The sequence below is a fragment of the Amycolatopsis viridis genome (assembly GCF_011758765.1).
GTDB classification, from domain to species: domain Bacteria; phylum Actinomycetota; class Actinomycetes; order Mycobacteriales; family Pseudonocardiaceae; genus Amycolatopsis_E; species Amycolatopsis_E viridis.
Window position 1 is genome coordinate 2,133,822 of sequence record NZ_JAANOU010000001.1, and the last position, 23,537, is coordinate 2,157,358.

27 protein-coding genes and 1 pseudogene are annotated in these 23,537 nt (G+C 72.1%); 13 read left to right on the plus strand and 15 right to left on the minus strand.

Annotated elements, in window-relative coordinates; all coding sequences use genetic code 11:
- Positions 1–3 precede the first annotated feature (3 nt).
- Together FHX46_RS10490 and FHX46_RS10495 are read left to right on the plus strand one after the other, a co-directional pair.
- Positions 4–1,110, plus strand: a complete 1,107-nt coding sequence (locus FHX46_RS10490; protein WP_167112864.1) for a M20 family metallopeptidase — start codon at positions 4–6, stop codon at positions 1,108–1,110.
- Between the two features lie 38 nt (positions 1,111–1,148).
- A complete protein-coding gene (locus FHX46_RS10495; RefSeq protein WP_167112865.1) occupies positions 1,149–1,502 on the plus strand; it encodes a DUF3099 domain-containing protein in 354 nt (117 codons plus the stop codon).
- 744 nt (positions 1,503–2,246) lie between these two features.
- Here FHX46_RS10495 and FHX46_RS10500 read toward each other — a convergent pair.
- The 4 genes from FHX46_RS10500 to FHX46_RS10515 are packed head-to-tail and all read right to left on the minus strand — an operon-like array spanning position 2,247 to position 4,924.
- Positions 2,247–3,113 (minus strand): carbohydrate kinase family protein, encoded by an 867-nt coding sequence (locus tag FHX46_RS10500; protein WP_167112867.1) that lies wholly within the window; start codon positions 3,111–3,113, stop codon positions 2,247–2,249.
- Positions 3,110–4,021, minus strand: coding sequence for a pseudouridine-5'-phosphate glycosidase (locus tag FHX46_RS10505; protein ID WP_167112869.1), 912 nt, complete (start codon positions 4,019–4,021; stop codon positions 3,110–3,112). The genes FHX46_RS10500 and FHX46_RS10505 overlap by 4 nt, the downstream gene beginning before the upstream one ends.
- 12 nt (positions 4,022–4,033) lie before the next feature.
- On the minus strand, positions 4,034–4,543 hold the full coding sequence (locus tag FHX46_RS10510; protein ID WP_167112871.1) for a pyridoxamine 5'-phosphate oxidase family protein: 510 nt from the start codon (positions 4,541–4,543) through the stop codon (positions 4,034–4,036).
- A gap of 15 nt (positions 4,544–4,558) precedes the next feature.
- Positions 4,559–4,924, minus strand: coding sequence for a tautomerase family protein (locus FHX46_RS10515; protein ID WP_167112873.1), 366 nt, complete (start codon positions 4,922–4,924; stop codon positions 4,559–4,561).
- Between the two features lie 75 nt (positions 4,925–4,999).
- On the opposite strand from FHX46_RS10515, the gene FHX46_RS10520 reads away from it, so the two are divergent.
- A complete protein-coding gene (locus FHX46_RS10520; protein ID WP_167106935.1) occupies positions 5,000–5,254 on the plus strand; it encodes a DUF3039 domain-containing protein in 255 nt (84 codons plus the stop codon).
- Here FHX46_RS10520 and FHX46_RS10525 read toward each other — a convergent pair.
- The gene (locus tag FHX46_RS10525) at positions 5,215–6,309 is read right to left on the minus strand and encodes a YihY/virulence factor BrkB family protein (RefSeq protein ID WP_167112875.1); all 1,095 of its coding nucleotides are present in this window, start codon (positions 6,307–6,309) and stop codon (positions 5,215–5,217) included. The genes FHX46_RS10520 and FHX46_RS10525 overlap by 40 nt on opposite strands.
- A gap of 212 nt (positions 6,310–6,521) precedes the next feature.
- Here FHX46_RS10525 and FHX46_RS10530 point away from each other — a divergent pair, with 212 nt between their 5' ends.
- Complete coding sequence (locus tag FHX46_RS10530) at positions 6,522–8,285, plus strand: DEAD/DEAH box helicase (RefSeq protein ID WP_167112877.1); 1,764 nt, start codon at positions 6,522–6,524, stop codon at positions 8,283–8,285.
- 99 nt (positions 8,286–8,384) lie between these two features.
- Here FHX46_RS10530 and FHX46_RS10535 read toward each other — a convergent pair whose 3' ends face one another.
- Positions 8,385–8,567, minus strand: a complete 183-nt coding sequence (locus FHX46_RS10535) for a DUF7455 domain-containing protein (RefSeq protein ID WP_017983718.1) — start codon at positions 8,565–8,567, stop codon at positions 8,385–8,387.
- A 598-nt stretch (positions 8,568–9,165) separates the two neighbouring features.
- On the opposite strand from FHX46_RS10535, the gene FHX46_RS10540 reads away from it, so the two are divergent.
- On the plus strand, positions 9,166–9,810 hold the full coding sequence (locus tag FHX46_RS10540; RefSeq protein WP_313886081.1) for a DUF6885 family protein: 645 nt from the start codon (positions 9,166–9,168) through the stop codon (positions 9,808–9,810).
- Here the strand turns inward: FHX46_RS10540 and FHX46_RS10545 are convergent.
- From FHX46_RS10545 to ppgK, 3 genes and pseudogenes are all read right to left on the minus strand, one after another.
- Positions 9,800–11,240, minus strand: a pseudogene (locus FHX46_RS10545) (amino acid permease). The gene FHX46_RS10540 and the pseudogene FHX46_RS10545 overlap by 11 nt on opposite strands.
- A 143-nt stretch (positions 11,241–11,383) precedes the next feature.
- On the minus strand, positions 11,384–12,808 hold the full coding sequence (locus FHX46_RS10550; RefSeq protein WP_390622604.1) for an RNA polymerase sigma factor: 1,425 nt from the start codon (positions 12,806–12,808) through the stop codon (positions 11,384–11,386).
- A 159-nt stretch (positions 12,809–12,967) separates the two neighbouring features.
- Positions 12,968–13,729, minus strand: a complete 762-nt coding sequence (gene ppgK, locus FHX46_RS10555) for a polyphosphate--glucose phosphotransferase (protein WP_167112881.1) — start codon at positions 13,727–13,729, stop codon at positions 12,968–12,970.
- 64 nt (positions 13,730–13,793) lie between these two features.
- Between ppgK and FHX46_RS10560 the strand changes: the two genes are divergently transcribed.
- Positions 13,794–14,612: an inositol monophosphatase family protein gene (locus FHX46_RS10560; RefSeq protein ID WP_167112882.1), complete on the plus strand. Its 819-nt coding sequence runs from the start codon at positions 13,794–13,796 to the stop codon at positions 14,610–14,612.
- Positions 14,613–14,628: 16 nt separating this feature from the next.
- On the opposite strand, the gene cei is transcribed toward FHX46_RS10560, so the two are convergent.
- Positions 14,629–15,306: an envelope integrity protein Cei gene (gene cei, locus FHX46_RS10565; protein WP_167112884.1), complete on the minus strand. Its 678-nt coding sequence runs from the start codon at positions 15,304–15,306 to the stop codon at positions 14,629–14,631.
- A gap of 386 nt (positions 15,307–15,692) precedes the next feature.
- Here cei and FHX46_RS10570 point away from each other — a divergent pair, with 386 nt between their 5' ends.
- Positions 15,693–16,001: a DUF4193 domain-containing protein gene (locus FHX46_RS10570; protein WP_144593259.1), complete on the plus strand. Its 309-nt coding sequence runs from the start codon at positions 15,693–15,695 to the stop codon at positions 15,999–16,001.
- 17 nt (positions 16,002–16,018) lie between these two features.
- On the opposite strand, the gene FHX46_RS10575 is transcribed toward FHX46_RS10570, so the two are convergent.
- Entirely contained in the window at positions 16,019–16,519 is a 501-nt protein-coding gene (locus FHX46_RS10575) for a DUF3093 domain-containing protein (RefSeq protein ID WP_167112886.1), read from the minus strand.
- A 24-nt stretch (positions 16,520–16,543) separates the two neighbouring features.
- Between FHX46_RS10575 and dut the strand changes: the two genes are divergently transcribed.
- From dut to FHX46_RS10590, 3 genes are all read left to right on the plus strand, one after another.
- Positions 16,544–17,026 carry a dUTP diphosphatase gene (gene dut / locus FHX46_RS10580; RefSeq protein WP_167112888.1) on the plus strand — a complete coding sequence of 161 codons (483 nt, stop codon included), beginning with the start codon at positions 16,544–16,546 and terminating at the stop codon, positions 17,024–17,026.
- The gene (locus FHX46_RS10585) at positions 17,026–17,682 is read left to right on the plus strand and encodes a DUF3710 domain-containing protein (protein ID WP_167112889.1); all 657 of its coding nucleotides are present in this window, start codon (positions 17,026–17,028) and stop codon (positions 17,680–17,682) included. Before dut ends, FHX46_RS10585 begins: the two co-directional genes overlap by 1 nt.
- 75 nt (positions 17,683–17,757) lie before the next feature.
- Positions 17,758–18,714 (plus strand): hypothetical protein, encoded by a 957-nt coding sequence (locus tag FHX46_RS10590; protein WP_208400094.1) that lies wholly within the window; start codon positions 17,758–17,760, stop codon positions 18,712–18,714.
- Here FHX46_RS10590 and FHX46_RS10595 read toward each other — a convergent pair.
- Complete coding sequence (locus tag FHX46_RS10595; protein WP_167121346.1) at positions 18,685–19,380, minus strand: alpha/beta hydrolase; 696 nt, start codon at positions 19,378–19,380, stop codon at positions 18,685–18,687. The two genes, FHX46_RS10590 and FHX46_RS10595, sit on opposite strands and share 30 nt — an antisense overlap.
- A 115-nt stretch (positions 19,381–19,495) precedes the next feature.
- On the opposite strand from FHX46_RS10595, the gene FHX46_RS10600 reads away from it, so the two are divergent.
- The gene (locus FHX46_RS10600) at positions 19,496–19,873 is read left to right on the plus strand and encodes an OB-fold nucleic acid binding domain-containing protein (RefSeq protein WP_167112891.1); all 378 of its coding nucleotides are present in this window, start codon (positions 19,496–19,498) and stop codon (positions 19,871–19,873) included.
- Positions 19,874–19,885: 12 nt separating this feature from the next.
- On the plus strand, positions 19,886–20,644 hold the full coding sequence (locus FHX46_RS10605; RefSeq protein WP_390622605.1) for a DUF3159 domain-containing protein: 759 nt from the start codon (positions 19,886–19,888) through the stop codon (positions 20,642–20,644).
- Here the strand turns inward: FHX46_RS10605 and FHX46_RS10610 are convergent.
- Positions 20,641–21,237: a TetR/AcrR family transcriptional regulator gene (locus FHX46_RS10610; RefSeq protein WP_167112893.1), complete on the minus strand. Its 597-nt coding sequence runs from the start codon at positions 21,235–21,237 to the stop codon at positions 20,641–20,643. The genes FHX46_RS10605 and FHX46_RS10610 overlap by 4 nt on opposite strands.
- A gap of 58 nt (positions 21,238–21,295) precedes the next feature.
- On the opposite strand from FHX46_RS10610, the gene FHX46_RS10615 reads away from it, so the two are divergent.
- Positions 21,296–22,183, plus strand: coding sequence for an alpha/beta fold hydrolase (locus tag FHX46_RS10615; RefSeq protein ID WP_167112895.1), 888 nt, complete (start codon positions 21,296–21,298; stop codon positions 22,181–22,183).
- Here the strand turns inward: FHX46_RS10615 and FHX46_RS10620 are convergent.
- Both FHX46_RS10620 and FHX46_RS10625 read right to left on the minus strand, forming a co-directional pair.
- A complete protein-coding gene (locus FHX46_RS10620; RefSeq protein ID WP_167112897.1) occupies positions 22,180–22,836 on the minus strand; it encodes a potassium channel family protein in 657 nt (218 codons plus the stop codon). The genes FHX46_RS10615 and FHX46_RS10620 overlap by 4 nt on opposite strands.
- A complete protein-coding gene (locus FHX46_RS10625) occupies positions 22,836–23,501 on the minus strand; it encodes a potassium channel family protein (RefSeq protein WP_167112899.1) in 666 nt (221 codons plus the stop codon). Before FHX46_RS10625 ends, FHX46_RS10620 begins: the two co-directional genes overlap by 1 nt.
- Positions 23,502–23,537: the final 36 nt, after the last annotated feature.

Consider the following 23,537-nt stretch of genomic DNA (forward strand, 5'->3'; position numbering starts at 1 on the left):
AACGTGACAGACGCACTCGCTCTCACCCGCGCGCTGACCGCGGTCGACACGGTGGGCCACGCGGAGAGCGCGGCGCTGGAGGTCGTGGCGCCGCTGCTGGCGGAGGCGGGCTTCCGCACCGAGGTGTTCGAGCACGAACCCGGCCGGGGCACGCTGGTCGCCGAGTGGGAGACCGGCCACGACACGCCCCCGTTGTGCCTGTCCGGGCACGTGGACACGGTGCCCCTGGGTGGCGCGCCGTGGCGGCGCGACCCGTTCGCCGGCGAGACCGACGGCGACCGCCTCTACGGGCGCGGGGTGAGCGACATGAAGGCCGGGGTCGCGGCCATCGTGACGGCGGCGGTGTCGGTGGCCCGGTCCCGTCCCCGGCGGGCCGGGTTGCGTCTCGTGCTGACCGCGGCGGAGGAGACGGGCTCGCAGGGTGCGCGGTTCGTCGCGGACCGGCTCGGGCGCAGCGGTCCGCTGGTCATCACCGAGCCGACCGCGAACGCGGCGTTCCACGGGCACAAGGGCGCGCTGTGGCTGGAGGCACTGGCCACCGGGGTGACGGCGCACGGGTCGATGCCGCACCTGGGGGACAACGCGGTGGTCAAGCTCGCGGCGGCGGTGACCCGGCTGGCCGGGCACCGGTTCGGGGTGGAGCCGCATCCGGTGATGGGGCCGCCGACGCTCAACGTGGGCACGTTCACCGGCGGCCTGAACACGAACTCGGTGCCGGACCGGGCGGTGGCGACGGTGGACGTGCGGACGGTGGCGGGCCAGGACCACGCCCGGGTGCTGGAGTCGCTGGCCGCGGTCGCCGGCGAGGGGGTGGTGCTCACGCCGCTGGTCGACCTGCCGCCGGTGTGGACCGATCCGGGTGACGAGTGGGCGGCCTCGGCGGCGGCGATCGTGCACGAGGTCACCGGCGCGGGCAGCGAGGTGGCGACGGCGACGTACTTCACCGACGCTTCCGTGCTCACCCCGGCGCTGGGCGGCGTACCCACACTCATCTGCGGTCCGGGCGAGCCGGAGCAGGCGCACGTCACGGACGAGTGGTGCTCGGTCACCCGGCTCGCCGAATCGGTGGAGATCCTGAAGCGGATCTGCGCCGGGTGGTGCGGAATCTGACCCGACCCGAGTGTCGCCGGGCCGGGCGGAGTGGCAGCATGGAGGTGTCAGGAGGTGGTCGCGTGAACAGGTCCCCCCGCGGTACCGGCGGCGGCGAAGGCGCACCCGTTCTCATCACCGAGGCTTCCCCCTCGTACGACGACGAGCACGCGGCCCGCAAGCGCAAGTACATGATCATGATGGGCATGCGCTTCCCGTGCCTGGTGCTGGCCGGCATCTTCTACCACACCTGGTGGCTGGCGCTGCTGTTCATCGTCATCTCGATCCCGCTGCCCTGGGTCGCGGTCCTGATCGCCAACGACCGGCCGCCGCGCAAGTCGGAGAAGGTCAGTCGCTTCCACCGCACCGCCAAGGCGATCGAAAACCGCGAACACCGCATCATCGACGGCTGACCCCCGCGCACCCCCGGCAACCTCACCGCCATCACCGGCAAACACGCCCGCCCGCACAGCCAACCCACCGCTGCAGGCGGCCAACACGCGGCGGCGCGCGGCCAACACGCGGCCGCGCGCCGCCAACACAACGCCGCGGGCGGCAAAGACGCGAGCCGGAGCGGCCAACGCCGCCGCAGCGGTCAACTCACCGCCGCCGGCGGCAAACACGTCACCGTGGGCGGCAAACACGCGCGCCGCGGGGGCAAACACGTCACCTCGAGCAGCCAACACGCCCGGCCGGAGCGGCCAACTCACCGCCGCGGGCGGCAAACACGCCGCGGCGGACGGCAAACACGCCCGCCACACGCCACCGGGTGCCAATCGCCGCCAACGCCGACCGGAGCGGCCAACACGCCGCCGTAGGCGCCAAACACCGCGCCGTCGGCGGCGAACACGTCACCGCGAGCCGCCAACACGCCCGACCGGAGCGGCCAACTCGCTGCCGCGGGCGGCCAACACGCCGCGGTGGGCGGCCAACTCGCCGCGGTGGGCGGCGAACACGTCACCGCGAGCCGCCAACACGACCGGCCGGAGCGGCCAACTCGCCGCCGCGGGCGGCCAACTCGCCGTCACGGGCGGCAAACACGACGGCGGGGCCTGTTGGCCCGTCCGGGCGGCGTGTTTGCCGCTCCGGGCGGTGAGTTGGCTGTCGGGGGCGGTGAGTTGGCCGTTCGCAGTGGGGAGTTGGCGGTTCCCGGACGGTCAGGGTTGCGCGCCGACCTTCGTGACAGCCCGCGCGCCCAGCCGGACCCCCGCCCGCAGGACGTCCACAGTGGACTGACCCGCGAGCCAGGCCGCCAGCACGCCCGCGTCGAAGGCGTCGCCTGCTCCGGTGGAGTCCACGCACTCGGCCTCCTCGGCGGGCACGCTGACCGCGCCCTCCGCGGACACCCACGTCGCGCCGTCCAGGCCGGACGTCACCACCACCGCGCCGACCGTGTCCAGCAGTGCCTTCGCCGCGGCCGGATCGGCTGACCCGGTCAGCGCCAGCAGCTCGGCGGTGTTGGGCATCAGCAGGTCGGTCCCGCGCACGTCCGCCAGGAACGCCTGCGCATCGGTGATCAGGGCCGCCGCCTGCGGGTCGACCGACGTGGTCAGCCCGGCCTCCTTCGCCGCCGCCAGCGCGGCCAGCCCGGCCGGCCGCGACGACGGGTCGAGCAGCACGTACCCGGACAGGTGCAGGTGGTCGGCACCGGCCAGCGCCGCCGGCGAGACGTCGGCGGGGGAGAAGCGCGCGTTCGCGCCCCGGTCGGGGAGCATGCTCCGCTGGCCGGAGCCGTCGACGAGCACCACGACGCAGCACGTCGGCGCCACCTCGTCCACCGCGAACGCGCAGACCACGCCGGCGGACTCCAGTTCGGCGCGCACCAGCCGCCCGCCGGCGTCGTCCCCGATCCGGGCGATCAGCGTCGTGTCGACACCGCTCGCCGCGAGCCACGCCGCGGTGTTGGCGCCGGCGCCGCCACTGGCCAGCCGCACCCGGGACCGCGAGTCGCCGCCGTGGACGATCGGCCCCTCGTGCCGGGCGACGACGTCCAGCCCGGCGTCGCCCACCACGACGACCTTCACGACAGCTCCACCGCGACCTCGGCCGCGACCCGCGCGTTGGACACCACCAGCTCCTCGTTGGCGTCCAGGCTCGCCCCGCCGCTGGCGGTGTGGAAGTGCTCCAGCAGCACCGGGGTCACGTCCTTGCCGTGCACCCCGCGTGAAGACAGCAGCTCCAGGCCCTCGGCGAGCAGCCGGTCGTGCAGCCCGGCGTCCATCTCCGCGTCGGCCGGGATCGGATTGGCCAGCAGCACCCCCGAGCTCGCGTACCGCCGGTGCGCGGCGACCACGGCCGCGGCTGCGGCGGGGTCGTCGACCCGCCACGGCACCGGAAAGCCGGAGGTGCGCCGGTAGAAGGCGGGGAACTCGCCGGTCCGGTACCCGAGCACCGGCACCGAGCTGGTCTCCAGCACCTCCAGGGTCGCGGCGATGTCCAGCACCGACTTCACCCCCGAGCACACCACGAGCACCGGCACCCGCGCGAGCACACCCAGATCCGCGGAGACGTCCCAGGACTCGGTCGCCCCGAGGTGCACACCGCCGAGGCCGCCGGTCGCGAACACGCCGATGCCGGCCGCGTGCGCGAGCGCCGAGGTGCTCGCCACGGTGGTCGCGCCCGAGCGGCCGAGTCCGATCGCGGGGCCCAGGTCACGCAGGGACAGCTTGTCCAGCCCGGCGTCGGCCGCGCACACCCGCTCCAGCTGGGCTCGGGACAGGCCGGCGTGGGCGACCCCGTCCAGCACCGCGATCGTGGCCGGCACCGCGCCGGCCTTGCGCACGGTCTCTTCCAGGCGGTTCGCGACGGCGAGGTTGCGGCCGGGCGGCAGGCCGTGGGACAGGATGGTGCTTTCGAGCGCGACGACCGCCCGGCCGCTGTGCACGGCGTCGGCGATCTCGTCGGAGAGGGTTATCGGCGGTGTTCCGGTCACGAGGGACCATCTTCACCGACGTGGCCCGGTGAAGTCCCAGCGGGTGGGCGACCCGCCGAAGTCGCGCCCGTCGAGGCCGAACACCCACCGGGGCCGCACCCGGACGGTCGCGTTGACCTCCGGATCGAGGAAGTCGGGGCCGTAGCCGGTCCGGTACTTCGCGTTCACCGCGTCCAGGAACGCCTGCCTGGACACGCTGTCCCGCACGACCCGAGCGGTCCCTTCGGCGACGACCGGGTTGAGCGGGTCGTCCGTCGAGATCGTCACCGCGGGGTTGGCCAGCAGGTTGCGCACCTTGCGCGCGGAGCGTGCGGAGGAGAACCACAGCGCCTCGTCGAGCCACACCGCCCACACCGGCATCAGGTGCGGGCGGCCGTCCGGCCACACCGTGGCCACCCAGTAGTCGCGGGAGTCGCGGAGCCGCTTCTCCGCCCACGACCAGGGCAGCAGGCCGGTGCCCTGGTCCGCGGGCAGGGTCCCGTACCCCGGCATGTGCGGGCGGGTGGTGCGGGGAAAGGTCATCGGCGGGCCCTCCCTTCACTCCAGATACTGCGCCACACCCTCGCCGAAAGACCAGTCCACCGGCTGGTTCTCGGTCACCGTGATCAGCACGTTGCGCGGTTCGATCCCGGCCCGTTCAGCGGCCAGCTCCGCGATGGCGGCGTAGAGCGCCTTTTTCTCCGCGTACGTGCGGCCGGCGCGCATGGTGAACACCACGCCGTCGTCCCGCGGGATGCCGGGGTAGGTGCTGTACCGCACCTGCCCCGCCGACGAGATGACCTGGAAGAGGTCGTCGTCGGGGAACCCGAGCGTCTCGGTCAGTGCCTGGTGGACGGCGTCGCCGAGGGCGGCCAGGGTCGCGTCGTCGTGGGTGGGCAGGGCGTCGATTCGTACCAGGGGCATGACCGCACTGTACATACCAGTAGGTACAGAAGGCCGCGGTGTCGTCGCACCGGGGTGCTGCGGCAAAATGGGGGCATGAGCACATCGACGCTGCCCGAGGTCGACACCCGTCCGGAGTCCACCGAGGAGACCGACAGCGATCAGCCGAAGGTCTTCCACTACGTGCGCAAGGACAAGATCGCCGAAAGCGCGGTCATGGGCACGCACGTGGTGGCGCTGTGCGGCGAGGTCTTCCCCGTCACCCGCTCGCCCAAGCCCGGGTCGCCCGTGTGCCCGGCCTGCAAGGAGATCTACGAGGGGTTGCGGCCCGGTCCCGAGGGCGACGACTGAGACGGTTGATCGGCGAGGGGGTCGCGCGCCGGGGCCTCCTCGTGCTTGCGCGGCCTGCGCAGCGGCTGGGCGGTGCGCTCCCACAGTGACGGCGAGTCGCCGCGCAGGCGGTCCTGGGCGCGTTCCATCTCCAGCCGCCGCCACTTGCGCCGCTGGCGGCGCGTCATCTTCGCCGGCCACAGCTCCTGGATCGCGGCGTTGAAGTACGCGCCGCTGACGATCGCCATGCCGATGAAGTAGGTGAACAGCAGGAACGCGATCGGCGTGGCCAGCGCGCCGTAGGTGTAGCCGGTGCTGGTGATCCAGGACAGGTAGATCCGCAGCCCGATACTGGCGAGCAGGAAGATCACCATCGCCAGCACCGCGCCGGGCAGGCCGCGGTGCCAGGGCAGGCGCCGCGGCAGGGCGAGCTTGTACAGCGTTGCCACGGCCAGGACCAGCAGCAGCCCGATCACCGGGTAGTACAGCCAGCTGATCCACGTGGTGATCGTCGGCGCCCAGCTGTCCGGCAGGAAGTCGATCAGGACGTCCGGTCCGATCGCGATGATCGGCAGTCCGACCACCAGCAGGACGAGGCTCGCCAGGTAGAGCAGCAGCGCGTAGATCCGCTGCCAGACCTCGTTGCGCACGCCGTACTGGTCGTGCGCCACCGTGATCGCGTCGACGAACGACGACATCGCCGACGAGCCCGCCCACAGCGAGATCAGGAATCCGACCGAGACGATCTCGCCCTTGCCGATGGTGAGGATGTCATCGACCGTGGGCGAGATGATCTGGTTGACCACGTTGCCGCTGAAGATCTTGTCCGCGAACGTGATGATCCGGTCGTGCACCGTCCGCACGAAGCCCGGGCCGAACCAGTCGCCCATGAAACCGAGACTGCCCAGCAGGCCCAGCAGCAGCGGTGGCAGGGACAGCGTCTGCCAGAACGCGGCCTCCGCCGACTCGGAGAAGATGTTGCTGTCCCACGCCTTGTTCAGCGTGCGGCTGAGCAGGCGCACCGGCCCCTTGCGGCGGGCGGTGCCTCCGGGCGTCTCGTCGGACGGTGCACTCATGTCAGCCCCAAGCATGGCGGACGTGGCTGGATTTGGCTTGTCAAGACCTGTGGTGTGTTCAACTCCGCCGTGCCGTTCGCCGCGACTGTCGGTGGGGGCGGGTAATCTCCGGTGAGCCGCCCTCACCCCCGTCCGGCGTCGCGGCCGGGCAGTTCCGTGGGGGCATTCGCATGTCGCGTTCCATCGTCGGCGAGAGGAGGGGGAGGAATCCCTTGTCGGACACGGCCCAGGGTAATCGGACCGATCAGGGCTTCGCCGCACCCGAGCCCCAGCACGACTCCACCGCCCGCCCGCTGCGGGCCTGGCAGCGCCGGGCGCTGACGAAGTACCTGAGCACCAAGCCGCAGGACTTCCTCGCCGTCGCGACGCCGGGCGCGGGTAAAACGGTGTTCGGCCTGCGCATCGCGGCGGAGCTGCTGTCCGACCGGACGGTCGAGGCGGTCACGATCGTGACCCCGACCGAGCACCTCAAGCACCAGTGGGCCGCCTCCGCGGCGATGGCCGGCATCCCGATCGACTCGAACTACCGCAACGGCCAGGGCGCGGTCGCGGCCGACTACCGCGGTGTGGCGCTGACGTACGCGCAGGTGGCGGCCCACCCGACGCTGCACCGGGTGCGCACCGAAGGCCGCAAGACGCTGGTCATCCTCGACGAGATCCACCACGGCGGTGACGCGAAGTCCTGGGGCGACGCGATCCGGGAGGCGTTCACGCCGGCGGTGCGGCGAGTGGCGCTGACCGGGACACCGTTCCGCAGCGATGATTCGCCCATCCCGTTCGTCACCTACGAGCCGGACGCCGACGGCTCGCTGCGCAGCAAGGCCGACCACTCCTACGGCTACGCCGACGCGCTCGCCGACGGCGTCGTCCGGCCGGTCGTGTTCCTCGCCTACAGCGGCGAGGCGTCCTGGCGCACCAGCGCGGGGGAGGAGTTCACCGCACGCCTGGGCGAGCCGCTGACGGCTGAGCAGACGGCCCGCGCGTGGCGCACGGCGCTGGATCCCGGGGGCGAGTGGATCCCGTCGGTCCTGCAGGCCGCCGACACGCGGCTGCAGCAGCTGCGCAGCGGTGGGATCCCGGACGCGGGCGGCCTGGTCATCGCCACCGACCAGGAGTCCGCGCGCGCCTACGCCAAGATCCTCGCCCGCATCACCGGCGAGGCACCCACCGTGGTGCTCTCCGACGACCCGAAGGCGACCGCCCGGATCAGCGAGTTCTCCGAGTCCACGGACCGGTGGCTGGTCGCGGTCCGGATGGTGTCCGAAGGTGTCGACGTGCCGCGCCTGGCGGTCGGCGTGTACGCGACGAGCGCGTCCACCCCGCTGTTCTTCGCGCAGGCCATCGGGCGGTTCGTGCGGGCGCGGCGCAAGGGCGAGACGGCGAGCGTGTTCCTGCCCAGCGTGCCGGTGCTGCTGGAGCTGGCCAGCGAGCTGGAGGCCCAGCGCGACCACGTGCTCGGCAAGCCGCACCGGGAGAAGGACGGCTGGGACGACGAGCTGCTGGCGCAGGCCAACCGCACCGAGGACGAGCCCGGCGAGGAGGAGAAGGCGTTCACCTCGCTCGGCGCGTCCGCGGAGCTGGATCAGGTGATCTACGACGGCAACTCGTTCGGCACGGCGGTGTTCTCCGGCAGCGAGGAGGAGCAGGAGTACCTCGGACTGCCCGGGTTGCTGGAGCCGGACCAGGTGCGGGCGCTGCTGCGCAAGCGGCAGGAGGAGCAGCTGGCCGACGCCGCCCGGCGGAAGCCGGCGACCGAGCAGGTTCCCGCGCCGGGGCCGAAGCCGCAGTCGGTCAACGAGCGCATCGCCGCCCTGCGCAAGGAGCTGAACACGCTGGTCGGCATGTACCACCACCGCACGCGCAAGCCGCACGGCGCGATCCACAGCGAGCTGCGCCGGGCCTGTGGCGGCCCGCCGACCGCGATGGCGACCATGGAGCAGCTCGAGGAGCGGATCGCGACCCTGCGTTCCTGGTGAGGCCCCGCACCGGCCGGGTTGCGAGCCTCACCGGACGGTCCCGGAAACCAGAACGGGCGCCCGGGAAGTCCCGGGCGCCCGCTGGTCGTCTGTGGTGCCTCAGCCGCGCTGGATCTCCGCAGCGATCTCCTTGAGCTTCGACTCGTACTCGCGGGCGTGGTGGCCGCAGAAGAGCAGCTCGCCACCGCTGGAGAGGATGGCTCGTACCTGTGCTGCGGCGCCGCACCGGTCACAACGGTCGGCTGCGGTCAACTCGGGGCGGGTGAGCGTCGGTGATGTCATTGGAGTCTCCCTCCGTCCCGGCATCGGTCGCCCGATGCCATCGATCCAGCGGCGACCACTTCGGCCCCTGCGGTTGCCCGTCGGCTCCGCGGTGTTCGCTGGCCTCCACTCTTGCAGACGCTGAGCGCCTGGCAAGTGTTCCCGGCTGTGTGGGATGTGTGTCACGCAGAATTACCCCGGATGCCGTAGATCAATCCCGCAGTCCGGGCAGTGCCGCACGCCGGGCACTCGTTTTCCGTGGTCAGCACCGTGCGGTGCAGCAGGGACCGGCGGGCCGGAACCGGTGTCAAGTGGCCACGCGGGCGGGCTTGTTCGTTCTCAGCAGAATTTTTCGCGCCGGTCCGAGGCGGGATCGTGATCAGTCCGTGCGCGAGACCATCCCCCGCCCGGGGCAGTGGTGGGACACTGCGGGCATGACGACAGTGGCGGCCGGGGCCGGCGGCGGCAGCCCGCGGCGGTTCCGGGCGGTGTCCCATCTGCGGCACGTCGGTGCGCCTCTCTTTGGCAGTGACGTGCGTCTCACCTTGACCTCCGGCCGGATCCCGTCCGCGCCGGACGGCGCGGTGGGCGCACCCGGCCGGCTCCCCGCCGCCCGCCGGTGGCGGTGCTAGTGGCACTGCTGGACGAGGTGCGCTGGCTCCCGGGCGCCGCACGCCTGATCGACCTCGCGCGCGCCGGGACGGCGCAGTGGAAGAGCGAATCGACCGCTCTCGTGACGCTGGTGTCGGTGCGTGCGCACGGCGTCACGGCGCCCGCCCAGGACGACGCCGCGGTGGCGGCGAGGTCGCCGGAGACGGTCGCGGACGCGGTCGCCAGGCTGTCCGAGGGGCGGCTGACGGCGGTGGCCGCCGACGGCGCGTGGACGGCCGCCGCACTCGAGGCGATCCTGTCCGGGGTGCCCGAGCTGGACGCGGCGGTGGTGGCCGTCGTGGACACCGCGGACCTGGGCGCGCCCGACACCCCGGACCGCGCCCTGCGCGACTACCTCGACGGCGGCCTGCCCCCGTTCTGGAGTTTCCCTTGCCGGGCCCGGAAATTCGTGTTCCTCGCCGGAACGATCACCGGTCCCGGTGGGACACTTCTGGCCATTGTGGACACCGAGCGCGGGGTTGGCCGCGACGGCGTGCACCTGCAACTCCTGGACCGGGTCGTGGCCGCGTTGCGCGGGCTGCTGCTGGTGGTCCCGGCCGGGGACGCGGCCGCGGCCCGGGCGCTGGTGGCCAGGGCCGGGTTCAGCGCCTGACCGCGAGCCGGGAATGCCGGCGGCCATAGGCGAAGTAGATGACCAGGCCGATCACAAGCCAGACGGCGAACCGGATCCAGGTCATGACGCTGAGGTTCAGCATCAGGTAAAGGCACGCCAGCGCGGCGACGACCGGCAGCACCGGGGACAGCGGAACCGTGAACGGCCGGGTGAGGTCCGGTCGCTTGCGGCGCAGCACGGGCACCGCGATCGCGACGATCACCATCGCGGACAGCGCGCCGATGCTGACCATGTCGGACAGCTCGGTGATCGGCACGAACGCCGCGAGCACGGCGATCAGCACCGCGCCGCCGATCGTCATCCGGTGCGGGGTGCCCCAGCGCGGATGCGTGGTGCCGATCGGCTTCGGCAGCAGCCCGTCCCGGCCCATCGCGAAGCCGATGCGGCCGATGGTGACCAGCTCGACCATCATCACCGAGGTCAGGCCGGTGATCGCGCCGAGCGAGATGAGGGCGCTGATCCAGTGCTGGCCGACCGAGTCGAACGCGGCGGCGAGCGGGGCGCCGGTGTCGATGTCGGTGAACGGCACCATCCCCGTCAGCACCAGCGAAACACCGATGTAGAGCAGCGCGCACAAGCCGAGCGCGCCCAGGATGCCGACGCGCAGGTCCTTGCGCGGGTTGCGGGTCTCCTCGCCGAGGTTGGCCAGCGCCTCGAACCCGGTGTAGGCGAAGAACACGATCGCCGCGGCGGACAGCACACCGCCGATGCCGTAGATGGACTGTTCGAGCCCGAGCCCGGCCTGCACCACCGGCTGGTGCAGCACGTTCGACTCGCCACCGCTGGACTGGACCGGCGGGACGAACGGGGTCAGGTTGGCCCCCTTGATGAAGAACACCCCGACGGCGACGATCAGGACGCACACCGCGACCTTGACCAGCACCAGCAGGTTCGTCACCCGGGCCGACTCGCGGATGCCGAGGACGGCGACGACGGTGAGGACCGCGATGATCACCACGGCACCGACGTTCACGGTCGCTTTTTCGCCGAACCAGTCCTGTGGCAGGCCGAGCAGGTTCGCCAGGTATCCCGACCAGCTGCGGGACACCACGGCCGCGCCCAGGGCGAACTCGAGGAGCAGGTCCCAGCCGATGATCCAGGCGAACACCTCGCCCAGGGTCGCGAAGGCGTAGGTGTAAGCGCTGCCCGCGGTCGGCACGCAGGACGCCAGCTCCGCGTAGCAGAGGGCGGCGAGCCCGGCGACCACGGCGCCGATCACGAACGACAGGGTCACGGCCGGGTCCGGCGTGCGTCTTGGCCTCCACCCCGGCGAGCGTGAAGATCCCGGTGCCGATGATGATGCCGACTCCGAAGCCCACCAGATCACGGGCGCGCAGACGGCGCTTCAGTTCACCGGACTCCTGCCGGGCGAGGATGTCGTTGACGTCGAGCGTTCGGGTGATGCCCATGCGGGAACGTTAGAAGATCACCGCGCGGGCCGCAGCACTGCGTTCCGCAGCTGTGCGGTGCGTGCCCTGGGGATCGCCGCGCCCACGTGCACGAGAAAGAGCCCGGGCCGCCGTGGTGGCGGCCCGGGCTCTGCCGGCTCGTCTCAGTCCAGGTAGTCCCGCAGGACCTGCGACCGCGAGGGGTGGCGCAGCTTGGACATGGTCTTCGATTCGATCTGACGGATGCGCTCGCGCGTCACGCCGTAGACCTGGCCGATTTCATCTAAAGTCCGCGGCTGGCCGTCGGTCAGACCGAAGCGCAGCCGGACCACGCCGGCTTCCCGCTCGGACAGCGTCTGCAGCACCGACTGGAGCTGGTCCTGCAGCAGCGTGAACGACACCGCGTCGACGGCGACGACCGCCTCGGAGTCCTCGATGAAGTCACCGAGCTGCGAGTCGCCCTCGTCGCCGATCGTCTGGTCCAGCGAGATCGGCTCGCGGGCGTACTGCTGGATCTCCAGGACCTTCTCCGGAGAGATGTCCATCTCCTTCGCGAGCTCCTCGGGGGTGGGCTCGCGGCCGAGGTCCTGCAGCAGCTCACGCTGGATGCGGCCGAGCTTGTTGATCACCTCGACCATGTGCACCGGGATGCGGATGGTGCGGGCCTGGTCGGCCATGGCGCGGGTGATCGCCTGCCGGATCCACCAGGTGGCGTAGGTGGAGAACTTGTAGCCCTTGGTGTAGTCGAACTTCTCGACGGCACGGATCAGGCCCAGGTTCCCCTCCTGGATCAGGTCCAGGAACGCCATGCCGCGGCCGGTGTAGCGCTTGGCCAGCGAGACGACCAGCCGGAGGTTCGCCTCCAGCAGGTGGTTCTTGGCGCGCTCCCCGTCCCGGATGATCCAGCGCAGGTCACGCCGCATCTGGGTGGCGAGCTTCTCGCCCTCCTCCTCGGCGATGCGCAACCGCTCCGCCGCGTACAGGCCGGCCTCGATCCGCTTGGCGAGCTCGACCTCCTCCTCGGCGTTGAGCAGCGCGACCTTGCCGATCTGCTTCAGGTAGGCGCGCACCGAGTCCGCGGAGGCGGTGAGCTCGGCGTCCTTGCGGGCCTGCCGCAGCGCCTCCGACTCCTCCTCGTCCCAGACGAAGTCGCGGTCGGTGGACTTGCCACCGGACTTGCTCGGCGCCTTCCCGTCGGGCTCTTCCTCGTCGAGGTCCTCGGCCTCGTCGGTGACGGTCGCGTCGACGACGTCGACCTCCACCTCGCTCTCCAGCTCGGCGAGATCGGCGTCGAGGTCGACGTCCTCCATGTCCTCGCCGCCAGGGCCGTCGGGCTCCCCGTCCTCGGTCTTGCCGGCCTTGCGCGCCGTGCGGCCCTTGGCCGGGGCCTTCTTCGGGCCCTTGCCCGCGGCCGGCTTGCGGCCGGTCGCCTTCTTCGTGGCGCCGGAGCCCTGAGCCTCGGCCTCGGTCACGTTCTCACGGCCCGCGTCGGGTTCCGCGCTCACGTCGGCGGCGCTCGTTGTCTTCGTGCCGCTTCGGGTAGCGGTTTTTGCGGCTGCCACGTACGCCCTTTCGCAGCGGTCGATCACGGCGAGCCGGGGGTGGTGCGTCCCGGCTGCCTCAGATTCGGGGAACGTCCCGCGGCCTGCGGTTTTGTCCTCCGCGACCGTGGGCCGTGTTCCATTGTAACGACGATACGCCGGTGCGTTGCGGCCGATCACCGTTCAATCCCGCGGCGGGTGCGCCGCTCAGTGCTCCAGGCCCTCGGCCGCCGCCAGCGCCGCGCCCACGATCCCGGCGTTGTTCTGCAGCGATGCCGCCAGGACCGGCGTCCTGATGTCCAGCAGCGGCACCCACTTCTCGGCCTTCTTGCTGACGCCGCCGCCCACGATGAACAGATCGGGCCAGATGAGGTTCTCCAGCACGGACAGGTAACGGTTCACGCGCTTGGCCCACTGCGGGTAGGACAGGCCCTCGTTGTCCTTGACCGAGGCGGCCGCCTTCTTCTCGGCGTCGTGCCCGTCGACCTCGACGTGACCGAACTCGGTGTTCGGCATCAGTGCGCCGTGCTGGAACAGGGCGCTGCCGATGCCGGTGCCGAACGTCAGCAGCGTGGTGACACCCCGGCGGGCCACCGGGTCGCCGTAGCGGATCTCGGCCATGCCGGCCGCATCGGCGTCGTTGAGCATCGCGATGTCGTCCTCGCGGCGGTCCAGCCGCTTGGCGAACAGCGCGTCCGCGTCGGTGCCGATCCAGCTGGGGTCGATGTTCGCCGCGGTGTGCGCGACACCCTTCTTGACCACCGCCGGCAGCGTGATGCCGACCGGGCCGTCCCAGCCGAAGTGGGCGACGATCCGGGTCACCACGTCGGCGACCGCGTCCGGGGTCGCCGGACGCGGCGTGTCGATCCGGAACCGGTCGCCGATCAGCGCGCCCTTCTCCAGGTCGACAAGGGCGCCCTTGATACCGCTGCCGCCGATGTCGATGCCGAAACCGCGGGTCGCCGTCATTGGCGCCGTCCCTTCTCGCTCGATTCAGAAACCTGTGCCGGAGACTTTAACCGGGTGTGGTCCCATGGTGGACGTGGGAGTTGCCGAAACGGAGTTGAAGGACGTCGCCGTCCAGGTCGCGGCCGAGGCCGCGGAGCTGGTCCGCCGGGCCCGTGAGGCCATGGTCGCAGGTGAGGCGGTCCGGGTCGAGACCAAGACGACGGACACGGACGTGGTCACCGCGGTCGACCACGCGGCCGAACGGCTGGTGCGGGACCGGCTGGCCGAGCTGCGGCCGGGGGACCACGTGCTGGGTGAGGAGGCCGGTGGCTCGCCCGGCGACGGCGTCACGTGGGTGGTCGACCCGATCGACGGCACCGTCAACTTCCTCTACGGCGCGCCCCTGTTCGCCGTGTCGCTGGCCGCGCAGGTGGACGGGGTATCCGTGGCCGGGGCGGTCGTGGAACCGGTCAGCGGGCGCCACTGGACGGCCGTGCGGGGCCAGGGCGCGTGGCTCGACGGGCGGCGGCTGGCGGTCTCGTCGCCGTCGCGGCTGGAGCTGAGCCTGGTCGGCACCGGGTTCGCCTACCGGGCCGACCGGCGTGCCCGGCAGGCCCGGTTCGTGTCCGGGCTGCTGACCCGGGTGCGGGACGTGCGGCGGGCGGGGGTGGCGTCGCTGGACCTGTGCGCCGTGGCGGCCGGCTGGCTGGACGCCTACGTCGAGCACGGTCTGCACCGGTGGGACTGGGCCGCGGGCGCGCTGGTCGCGGAAGAGGCGGGTGCGGTGGTGCACCTGCCCGGTGCGGACCCGGCCCTCGGCGCGGACGCCACCTTCGCGGCCGCCCCCTCGATCGCCGGGGCGCTCTACGACGCCGTGCTGGAGTGCGGCATCGGGGAGGTGTAGCGCGGGCGGCTCGCGGTCAGCAGGTGCCGGGACGGGCGGCGTGCAGCAAGGCGTCGTCGAGGAGCGGCGGGCTCGCGGTGGACTGTTCGCCACCGCTGTCGTCGTGCTGCGCCGACCACGTCTGCAGCTGGGTGAGGATCTGGCGCGCCGCCTGGGTCGGCACGACGTCGCCGAAGGCGCTGCCGATCGCCAGGTCCACGCTGGCGTCGTCCCGGTTGTCCCGCACCAGTTCGACGCACGGCACGACCAGACTGAGCGTGCGCGCCGCCGAGCTGCCGTTGTCGCCGAAGCGCAACTGGCCGCGGCAGCGCGCCTCACCGTCCGCGTAGGCGGGGTCGTTCTCCGGGGACGCGATCTGCGTGAAACCCAGCTGCCGCAGGCTTTCCGTGCTGATCGCCGCCTGCCCGCGCTTCCCGCTGGCGTTGAGCACCTTCACGGCGATGCGGTCGGGCGGGATCGGAGCGGTGCCGTCCAGCGCGGTGTAGCTCAGGTTCGTGTACGTCACCCCGGGCGGGGCCGTGGGCGGCGGATCGCACCGCAGTACCTGGTCGATGTCCTGTTTGCTGGTGATCGCGCGCACCCAGATGAACATCGCGACCAGGCCCAGCACCCCGATCACGATCAACGCGGGCAGCGGACGATGCTTGCGGTACGCCCGCGATCTCCGCGTGCCGTGACCGATCCCCGACGACACCTGCCCCACCCCTTCGATCGAAGACCCCGCTTGCCCGGACCGTCGTTCCTGATCAGCGTAGGCGTTACAGTGCACCAGCCTGATCACCCGGTCGAAGGCGGGGTCCGTGTCGCACGGTCCCACGAACCCTCCCCGGCCGCGTTCCCCCTGCTGGGTGACGTGCGTCCTGCTTCGAATGACACTCTGCGCGCCCGGGTAAGGCGTGAGCTACCCTCTGCGGGCTCCGCCCGTGGATCAGGTACCGACAACACGTTGCTGAAGAGAGACCTGGCTCACTACGGCGGCGGGCACAAACAGGGGCGCTGGAGCGTTGTCCAGCGGCACGACGGCATGCGAACAGCGTGCTTGAACAGTGATGACGAAGCTGATCGCAGGGGTGAGGGACAATGGCGACCGACTACGACGCTCCGCGCCGCAGCGAAGCCGACGAGCTCGCCGAGGACTCGTTGGAGGAGCTGAAGGCTCGCCGGAACGAGAACCAGTCCGGCGTGGTGGACGTGGACGAGGACGCGAGCGCGGAGAACTTCGAGCTTCCGGGCGCGGACCTGTCCGGACTGTCGGGTGAGGACCTGACGGTGAAGGTGGTGCCGAAGCAGGCGGACGAGTTCACCTGCTCCGTGTGCTTCCTCGTGCACCACCGCAGCAGGCTGGCGGAGGAGCACAACGGGCAGATGATCTGCCGCGATTGCGCGTGACACCGCGGACGGCCGGGCTACTTCGCTGAACGGAGCAGCTCGGCCAGCGCCTCCGGCCTGCGGGTGCTGAACACCCAGTAGGGGGTGGGATCCGCAGGATCGGCCAGGTGCACGCGCAGCAGCGAACCGACCCAGCCGCGATGCAACACGTGTGCGGCGGGGTCGAGTTCCGGCCCCATCGCCTTCCGCTTCCGATCCTTGCCGATGACCTCGACCGCACCGACGAACCGCAACGGCAGATGCGCGTCCCCGACCCACAGCTCGTCGCCGGTCACCCGGATCCGGGCCCGGCCCATCGCCACCAGCCACGCCGCCATCAGGGGGATCAGCACCGCGAACGGCAGCCACAACGGCACCACCGGGTAGCCGAGGTGGATCTCGTACGCCAGCAGCCCCGCGCCCACCAGGGGCGCCGGCCAGCCCCACCACGACACGTAGAGCCGTTCGGAATACCGCGTCCCGCCGGCGTCGGCAGCCGTCTCGCTCACCGCACCGGCCGTGCTCGCGTGGTCACCCATGCCCTAAGGGTAGTCTCGCCGCCCGTGTCCCCCGTACAGGTCCTGCTCTCCCGGCTCGATCCGGGCATCCCGTTACCCTCCTACGCCCGGGCCGGCGACGCCGGCGCCGACCTCGTGACGACCACCGACGTCGTCCTCGAGCCCGGTCGGCGCGTGCTGGTGGGGACCGGGATCGCGATCGCGCTGCCGCCGGGGTACGCCGGGTTCGTGCACCCGCGGTCCGGGCTGGCCGCGCGCACCGGGCTGTCCGTGGTGAACGCGCCGGGCACCATCGACGCGGGCTACCGCGGGGAGATCAAGGTGTGCCTGGTCAACCACGACCCGGACGAGCCGATCCGGCTCTCCCGCGGTGACCGGATCGCGCAGCTGGTGATCCAGCGCGTGGAGACGGCCGCGTTCGTGGAGGTCGCGGAGCTGCCGGCGAGCGAACGCGGGGCGGGTGGCTACGGCTCGACCGGCGGGCATGCGACGCTGAGCGGAAACACCGGGCAAGGAACGAGGAAGTAGTGGGCATCTTCGGACGCAAGAAGCGGGGCCGGCACGCGATGGCCGGGCCCGACGACTCCTGGGAAGAGGATGTCGCCGAGGAGCCGGAGGACGAGCCGGAGCCGGAGCCGGCCGCCACGGACGGACCGTTCGACATCGCGGACGCGCCCGAGGACGACCGGCCGCGGATCGACCTGGGCTCGGTGCGCGTCCCGGTGCCCGACGGCACCCAGGTGCAGGTCGAAATGGACCCGCAGGCCGGCGGTGTCCGGGCGGTGCACGTGGTGACCGCGCACGGGCAGGTCACCGTGAGCGCCTACGCCGCGCCGCGGTCCGGCGGCTTGTGGCGCGAGGTGGTCGCGGAGCTGACCGAGCAGCTGCGCAACGACGGCGCCCGGGTGGCGCCCGGCCAGGGTGAGTGGGGCCCCGAGCTGTCCGCCTTGATCGGGGACGTCGCGCTGCGGTTCGTCGGCATCGACGGCCCGCGCTGGATGCTGCGGGGCGTGATCGCGGGGCCGCAGTCGATGGCCGCGGAGGCGCCCGCGGTGCTGCGGGACATCGTGCGCGGCACGATCGTCGACCGCGGCGACGCGCCGATGCCGGTGCGCACCCCGCTGCCCATCACGCTGCCCGACGCCGTCGTCGAGCACATCGCGCAACAGCAGGCCCAGCAGTAGGTGGGGCCAGCCCCACGGTGAGCGCGGCGGCGCGCACCAGTGTGCGCGGTCCGGCGGTGCCGGAAGCTCTTGATCATGTTGCTGATCGAGCGCCCGGTGCGGCTGCACCGCCCCCTGATGGTCGTCACCGTCGCGATGACGGTTCTCGCCGCGGTCGCCGTGGTGGGCCTGTTCACCGATCCCCGCGAACTCGTCGGCGGTCCGATCTGGAGCAAGGCGGCGAAGTTCGCGGTCTCGATCGCCGTGTACACGGCCACGCTGGCCGGGATGCTGTCCCTGTTGCCGAAAGCCCGCCGCTGGGGCTGGTGGATGGGCACCGTGGTGGCGGCCTGCCTGGTGGTCGAGATGGCGCTGATCATCGGGCAGACGATCGTCCGCGGCAGGCGGCTGCACTTCAACTTCGCCACCGCGTCCGACCGGTTCATCCACAACCAGATGGCGACGGCGATCTACCTGCTGTGGGCGGCGACCCTCGTGGTGGCGGTGCTGCTGTCGTGCCAGCGCCTGCCGGACCGGCCGCAGGCGACGGCGGTGCGTGCCGGGCTCTTCCTGGCGCTGACCGGAATGGCGCTGGGCATGCTGATGTTCGCCCCGACTCCGGAGCAGCGGGCCGTGCTGGACGCCGGTGGCAAGCCCGCGGTCGTGGGTTCGCACAGCATCGGCGCGCCCGAGGACGGTCCGGGGCTGCCGCTGACCGGATGGAGCACGGCCGGCGGTGACCTGCGGATCGCGCATTTCGCCGGCCTGCACGCGCTGCAATTGCTGCCCTTGCTGGCCTTCGGTCTCGCAGCGCTGTCCCGGCGGGTGCCGGTGCTGCGCCCGCCGCTCGTGCGCCGGCGGCTGATCCGGATCGCGGCGCTCGAGTACCTCGGCCTGATCGCCGTGCTGACCTGGCAAGCCCTCCGGGGTCAGCCGCTGCTGCGGCCGGACGGTGCGACGCTGCTGGCGGTGGGCGCGCTGGTCGTCACCGCGGTGGGTGCCGGCGCCCTGGCGCTGCGCCGGTCACCCGGCCGCCCGCAGCCAAGCCAGTAGCGCGGCCCGGCCCAGGGACTCGCGGTCGGCGCCCAGGGCGGCGAGCGTCGTCTCGACCACCGCGGCGCGCGGCAGCGCGGCCGCCCACGCGTGCGCGACCCCGGCCGGGTGCACCGGATCGTCGGTGCAGGCCGCGATGCCGACCGGCACCTCGATCGAGGCCAGCTCGTCCGGCGTCGGCGCCGGGTGGGCGGCCGCGGCGCGCAGGCCGGCCGCCAGGCCGTCCCCGTGCCGCTGCCACGCCCGCGTCAGCTCGCCGGCGAGCCAGGGCGCGACCCCGGCCGTGGCGAGCCGCAGCGCGCCCGCCACACCGTGCCGGGTCACCAGATCGGCAGAGGCCCGCGCGGCGAGCGACGCCGGTGCGTCATCCGGATCCCCGCACCAGGCCGGCATCGCGAGCAGCAGCCCGGCGCACCGGCCGGGGTGGCGCACCGCCCACTCGGCCGCCAGGTGCGCACCCAGCGAGATGCCCCCGGCGAGCACCGGGCCACCGCTGGCCGCCGCGTCCAGCGCCGTGAGCAGACCCACGGTGACGGCCGCGCCGCGCGGCGGTGCGAGAGCATGTGTGCGTATGCCGAACGCATCCAGTGGACCTGCGAAAACACTCCGCACGAAGACCTCGTCCGACCCGGTTCCCGGTAGCAGGACGGCGGCCGGTTGCGGCATTGCGGACGTCACGTTGCGATCTTGCCGCAAAGCCGCTGTGCTGGCCCCCGCGAGGTTACGCTGGACGACGTACGGGCCGATCGAGTCGGGGGCCCCGGAACAGGAGCAGACGCCTATGTCCGCCAAAGACGGCGGCTATTTCAGCCGGCTGGTACGCAAGCTGACCAGCGATGTCGAAGAGCTCGACGCTGATGATCTGTCCGAGAAGTCCGAGGCGGGCGGGGCGCGCCGGGCCTGCGACTGCCGGTCGGGCGAAGAGGTGACCGTCCTGGGCCGGTTGCGCAGCGTGGAGCTGTGTCCCACGAAAGAGGCGGCGACACTGCGGGCCGAGTTGTTCGACGGCACGGAGGGCGTCACGCTAGTGTGGCTGGGACGGCGCCGCATCCCCGGTATCGAGCCGGGCCGGACCATCAAGGTCCGGGGCCGCCTGGCCGAGCGAGACGGCCAGAAGGTGCTGTACAACCCGTTCTACGAGCTGCAGACGACTTCCTGAATTGGTAACCGCGTGACTGAACCTGTCCGTCCAGGCGAGAAGACCGACGTGCGCCCCGGCGAGGCCGGCGCCGAGCCCGGGCGGGCGGGTGATCAACCCCAGCCCACGATGCTGGAGCAGATGGGCGGCGTCGCCGGGCTGGTCTACTCGTCGGTGCCGATCGTCGTGTTCGTGCTCGCGAACTCGGTCTTCGGGCTCACCGCCGGGATCTGGAGCGCGGTCGGCAGCGCCGCGCTGATCACCGTCGTGCGCCTGGTGCGCCGCGAGTCGCTGCAACCGGCGATCTCCGGCCTGTTCGGCGTCGCGATCGGGGCGTTCATCGCCTACCGCACCGGGTCGGCGAAGGGTTTCTTCCTGTTCGGGATCTGGGCGAGCCTGGTCTACTGCGGCGTGTTCGTGCTGTCGGTGGTGGTGCGCTGGCCGCTGTCCGGCGTCATCTGGAGCTTCCTCAACGGCACCGGCACCGCCTGGCGCCGGGACAAGCCGTCCCGCTTCGGCTACGACATCGCCACGCTCGCGCTGGCGGCGGTGTTCGGTGCGCGGTTCGTCGTGCAGCGGTGGCTCTACGACGCCAATCACACCGGCTGGCTCGCGTTCGCCAAGATCGCGATGGGCTGGCCGCTGTACGGACTGGCGCTGCTGGTCGTCGTGTGGGCCGTTCGCCGCTCCGACAAGCGCCTCAAGGCCCTCGAAGACGCCCGCGCCGCGGCGGAGGCGGACACCGAGGCCCGCCTCCGGATGAAGTACGACAGCCCGCCGCAGGAAGCCTAGGGGCGCTCCCCGGCCGTCTGCCGGATGCCGCTCACCAGCCAGTCCAGGCCCTGGCGGAAGTTGTCCCGCATCTGTGCGGTGCCCGGCCGTCGCTCGGTGCCGGTGCCCTCCGGCAGGTGGCTGGCGAACGCGGCGAAGCCGATCGTGTAGACGATCAGCACCCGCAACGCCTCGGGCACGGCCGGTTCCGCGACGTGCGCCCGGCGCAGCAGCGCTGCGGTGACCTCCCCGAGACGGTGTGCGTGGGGGCCGTGCGCGCCCTGCCGGCTGAGGTAGAGCGGCACGAGCCCGGGGTGGGCCAGGAGCACGGTGTAGGTCGAGGCCAGCAGTGCGTGCAGGCCGGCGGCCGGATCGGCGACGTCGTCCGGGGGTACCGCGACCTCGGCGAGCACGTCGTCGAGCAGTTCGTCGAGCAGGGCCGTCTTGTTCGCCACATGGCTGTAGAGAGCGTTCGGTGCCACGTCCAGCCGGGCGGCCAGCGCGCGCATCGACAGGCCGGGCAGGCCTCGCTCGGCGAGCAGATCCCGAGCGGCCCGCAGCACCGTCGCTCGGGTGAGGCCGGCCCGCTGGCCGGGAGCACGTCCACGTTCCACGCGCTTACTGTACGCTGTCCAGTATTGAACTGGACGGTGTACAGCTGAGGGGCGGACGATGGGCGGCATCCCTGGACTGGACGAGCGGACCGTGTCGGCCGCCGGAGTGGATGTGCACGTGGCAGAAGGCGGTGCCGGTCATCCGGTGCTGCTGCTCCACGGCTTCCCCCAGACCCACCTGGCGTGGCGGCACGTGGCCCCGTCACTGGCCGAGGACTTCCGGGTGGTGTGCGCGGATCTGCCCGGCTACGGCGCCAGCTCCCCGCCGGCGGGGGAGGACAGTCCCGCCGCCTACGCCAAGCGGGAGACGGCCGCGACGATGGTCGCACTGATGCGTGAACTCGGGCACGAACGCTTCAGCGTCGTCGGCCACGACCGGGGAGCCCTCGTCGCCTTCCGCGCCGCGCTCGACCACCCCGGGGTCGTCGAGAACCTCGCGGTGCTCGACGTGATCCCCACGGTCGACAACTGGGCCGCGCTGCACGGCGCCGGTGGCGTGTTCGCGTTCCACCTGTACCTGCTGGCCCAGCCCACCGACCTGCCGGAACGGATGGTCGGCGCGGACCCGGACGCGTTCTTCGGGCATTTCCTGGACGGCTGGACGTCCGAGCCGGACGCGATCCCCGCCGACGTCCGGTCCGCCTACCTGAGCGCCTCACGCGCACCCGGGAGCATCCACGCGATCTGCCAGGACTACCGCGCCAGCGCGTTCGTCGACGCCGCGCACGACGAGGCGGACCGCGACGCCGGACGACGGCTGACGATGCCCGTCCTGGCGATGTGGCAGGACCCCGGGGACTTCGTCCTGCCGTTCGATCCGCGGCAGGTGTGGGCGAGCTGGGCGCCGGATCTGCGCACCCGGGTGCTGCCCTCTGGCCACTTCCTGCCCGAGGAGCGCCCGGCCGAGGTCACCGCCGCGATCCGGGAACTCCTCGCCCGGTCCTAGTAGCCCAGGGCCTTGCGGATGTCGTTCTCCACCTCGGCGTTGGCCACGAACAGCAGCTCGTCACCCGGCTCCAGCGGGTCCTCCGGCTGCGGCACGATCACGCGGTCACCGCGCAGGATCGTCACCAGCGCGGCATCCCGCGGCAACGCCAGATCGCTCACCGGGCGGCCGGCCAGCGGCGTCTGCTCCGGGAGGGTCAGCTCGACCAGGTTGGCCTGCCCCTGCCGGAACGTCAGCAGCCGCACCAGGTCGCCGACGCTGACCGCCTCCTCGACCATCGCCGCGAGGATCCGCGGGGTGGACACCGCGACATCCACGCCCCACGCGTCGGTGTAGAGCCACTCGTTGGCCGGGTTGTTCACCCGCGCCACCACGCGGCGCACCGCGAACTCGGTCTTCGCCAGCAGCGACACGACCAGGTTCACCTTGTCGTCGCCCGTCGCGGCGATCACCACGTCGCAGCGCTCGATGCCGGATTCCTCCAGCGTGGAGACCTCGCACGCGTCGCCCAGCACCCAGTCGGCCTGCTCGACGCTGTCCGGCTCGAACTGCCCGGCCTGCCGCTCGATCAGCATGACCTGGTGGCCGCCGTCGATCAGCTCCTTGGCGATCGACCGGCCCACCGCGCCGGCCCCCGCGATCGCGACCCGCATCAGCTCTCCTCCTCCGGCGCGCGCGCCGCAATGCTCGTCACGTCGCCGACCGTGCCGGACTTCGCCGCCACGTACACCAGATCATCCGCCTGCAGCACCGTCTTGGAATCGGGCAGCACGGGCGTGCCGAAGCGCATCACGAACGCCACCCGCGCCCCGGTCGCCTCCTGCAGCTCGCTGACGCTGCGGCCGACCCAGTCCTCGTGCAACGGAAGTTGCAGCACCGCGACGTTGCCGCTGGGGTCCCGCCACGCCGACGCCACCCCGTCGGGCAGCAGCGTGCGCAGGAACCGGTCCGTCGTCCACGGCACGGTCGCCACGGTGGGGATGCCCAGCCGCTCGTAGACCGCCGCCCGCTTCGGGTCGTAGATGCGGGCCACGACGTGCTCGACGCCGAAGTTCTCCCGGGCCACCCGGGCGGAGATGATGTTCGAGTTGTCGCCGCTGGACACCGCGGCGAAGGCGCCGGCCCGCTCGATGCCCGCGTCGATCAGCACCTGCCGGTCGAAGCCCATACCCAGCACCTGCCGGCCCTGGAAATCGCTGCCGAGGCGCCGGAACGCCTCCTGCGCCTTGTCGATCACCGCGACCTCGTGACCGAGGCGCTCCAGGGCCGCGGCCAGGGACGCGCCCACCCGGCCGCACCCCATGATCACCACGTGCACGTCCTGCCTCCTGTGTGTCACCCGAACGGCGGCTAC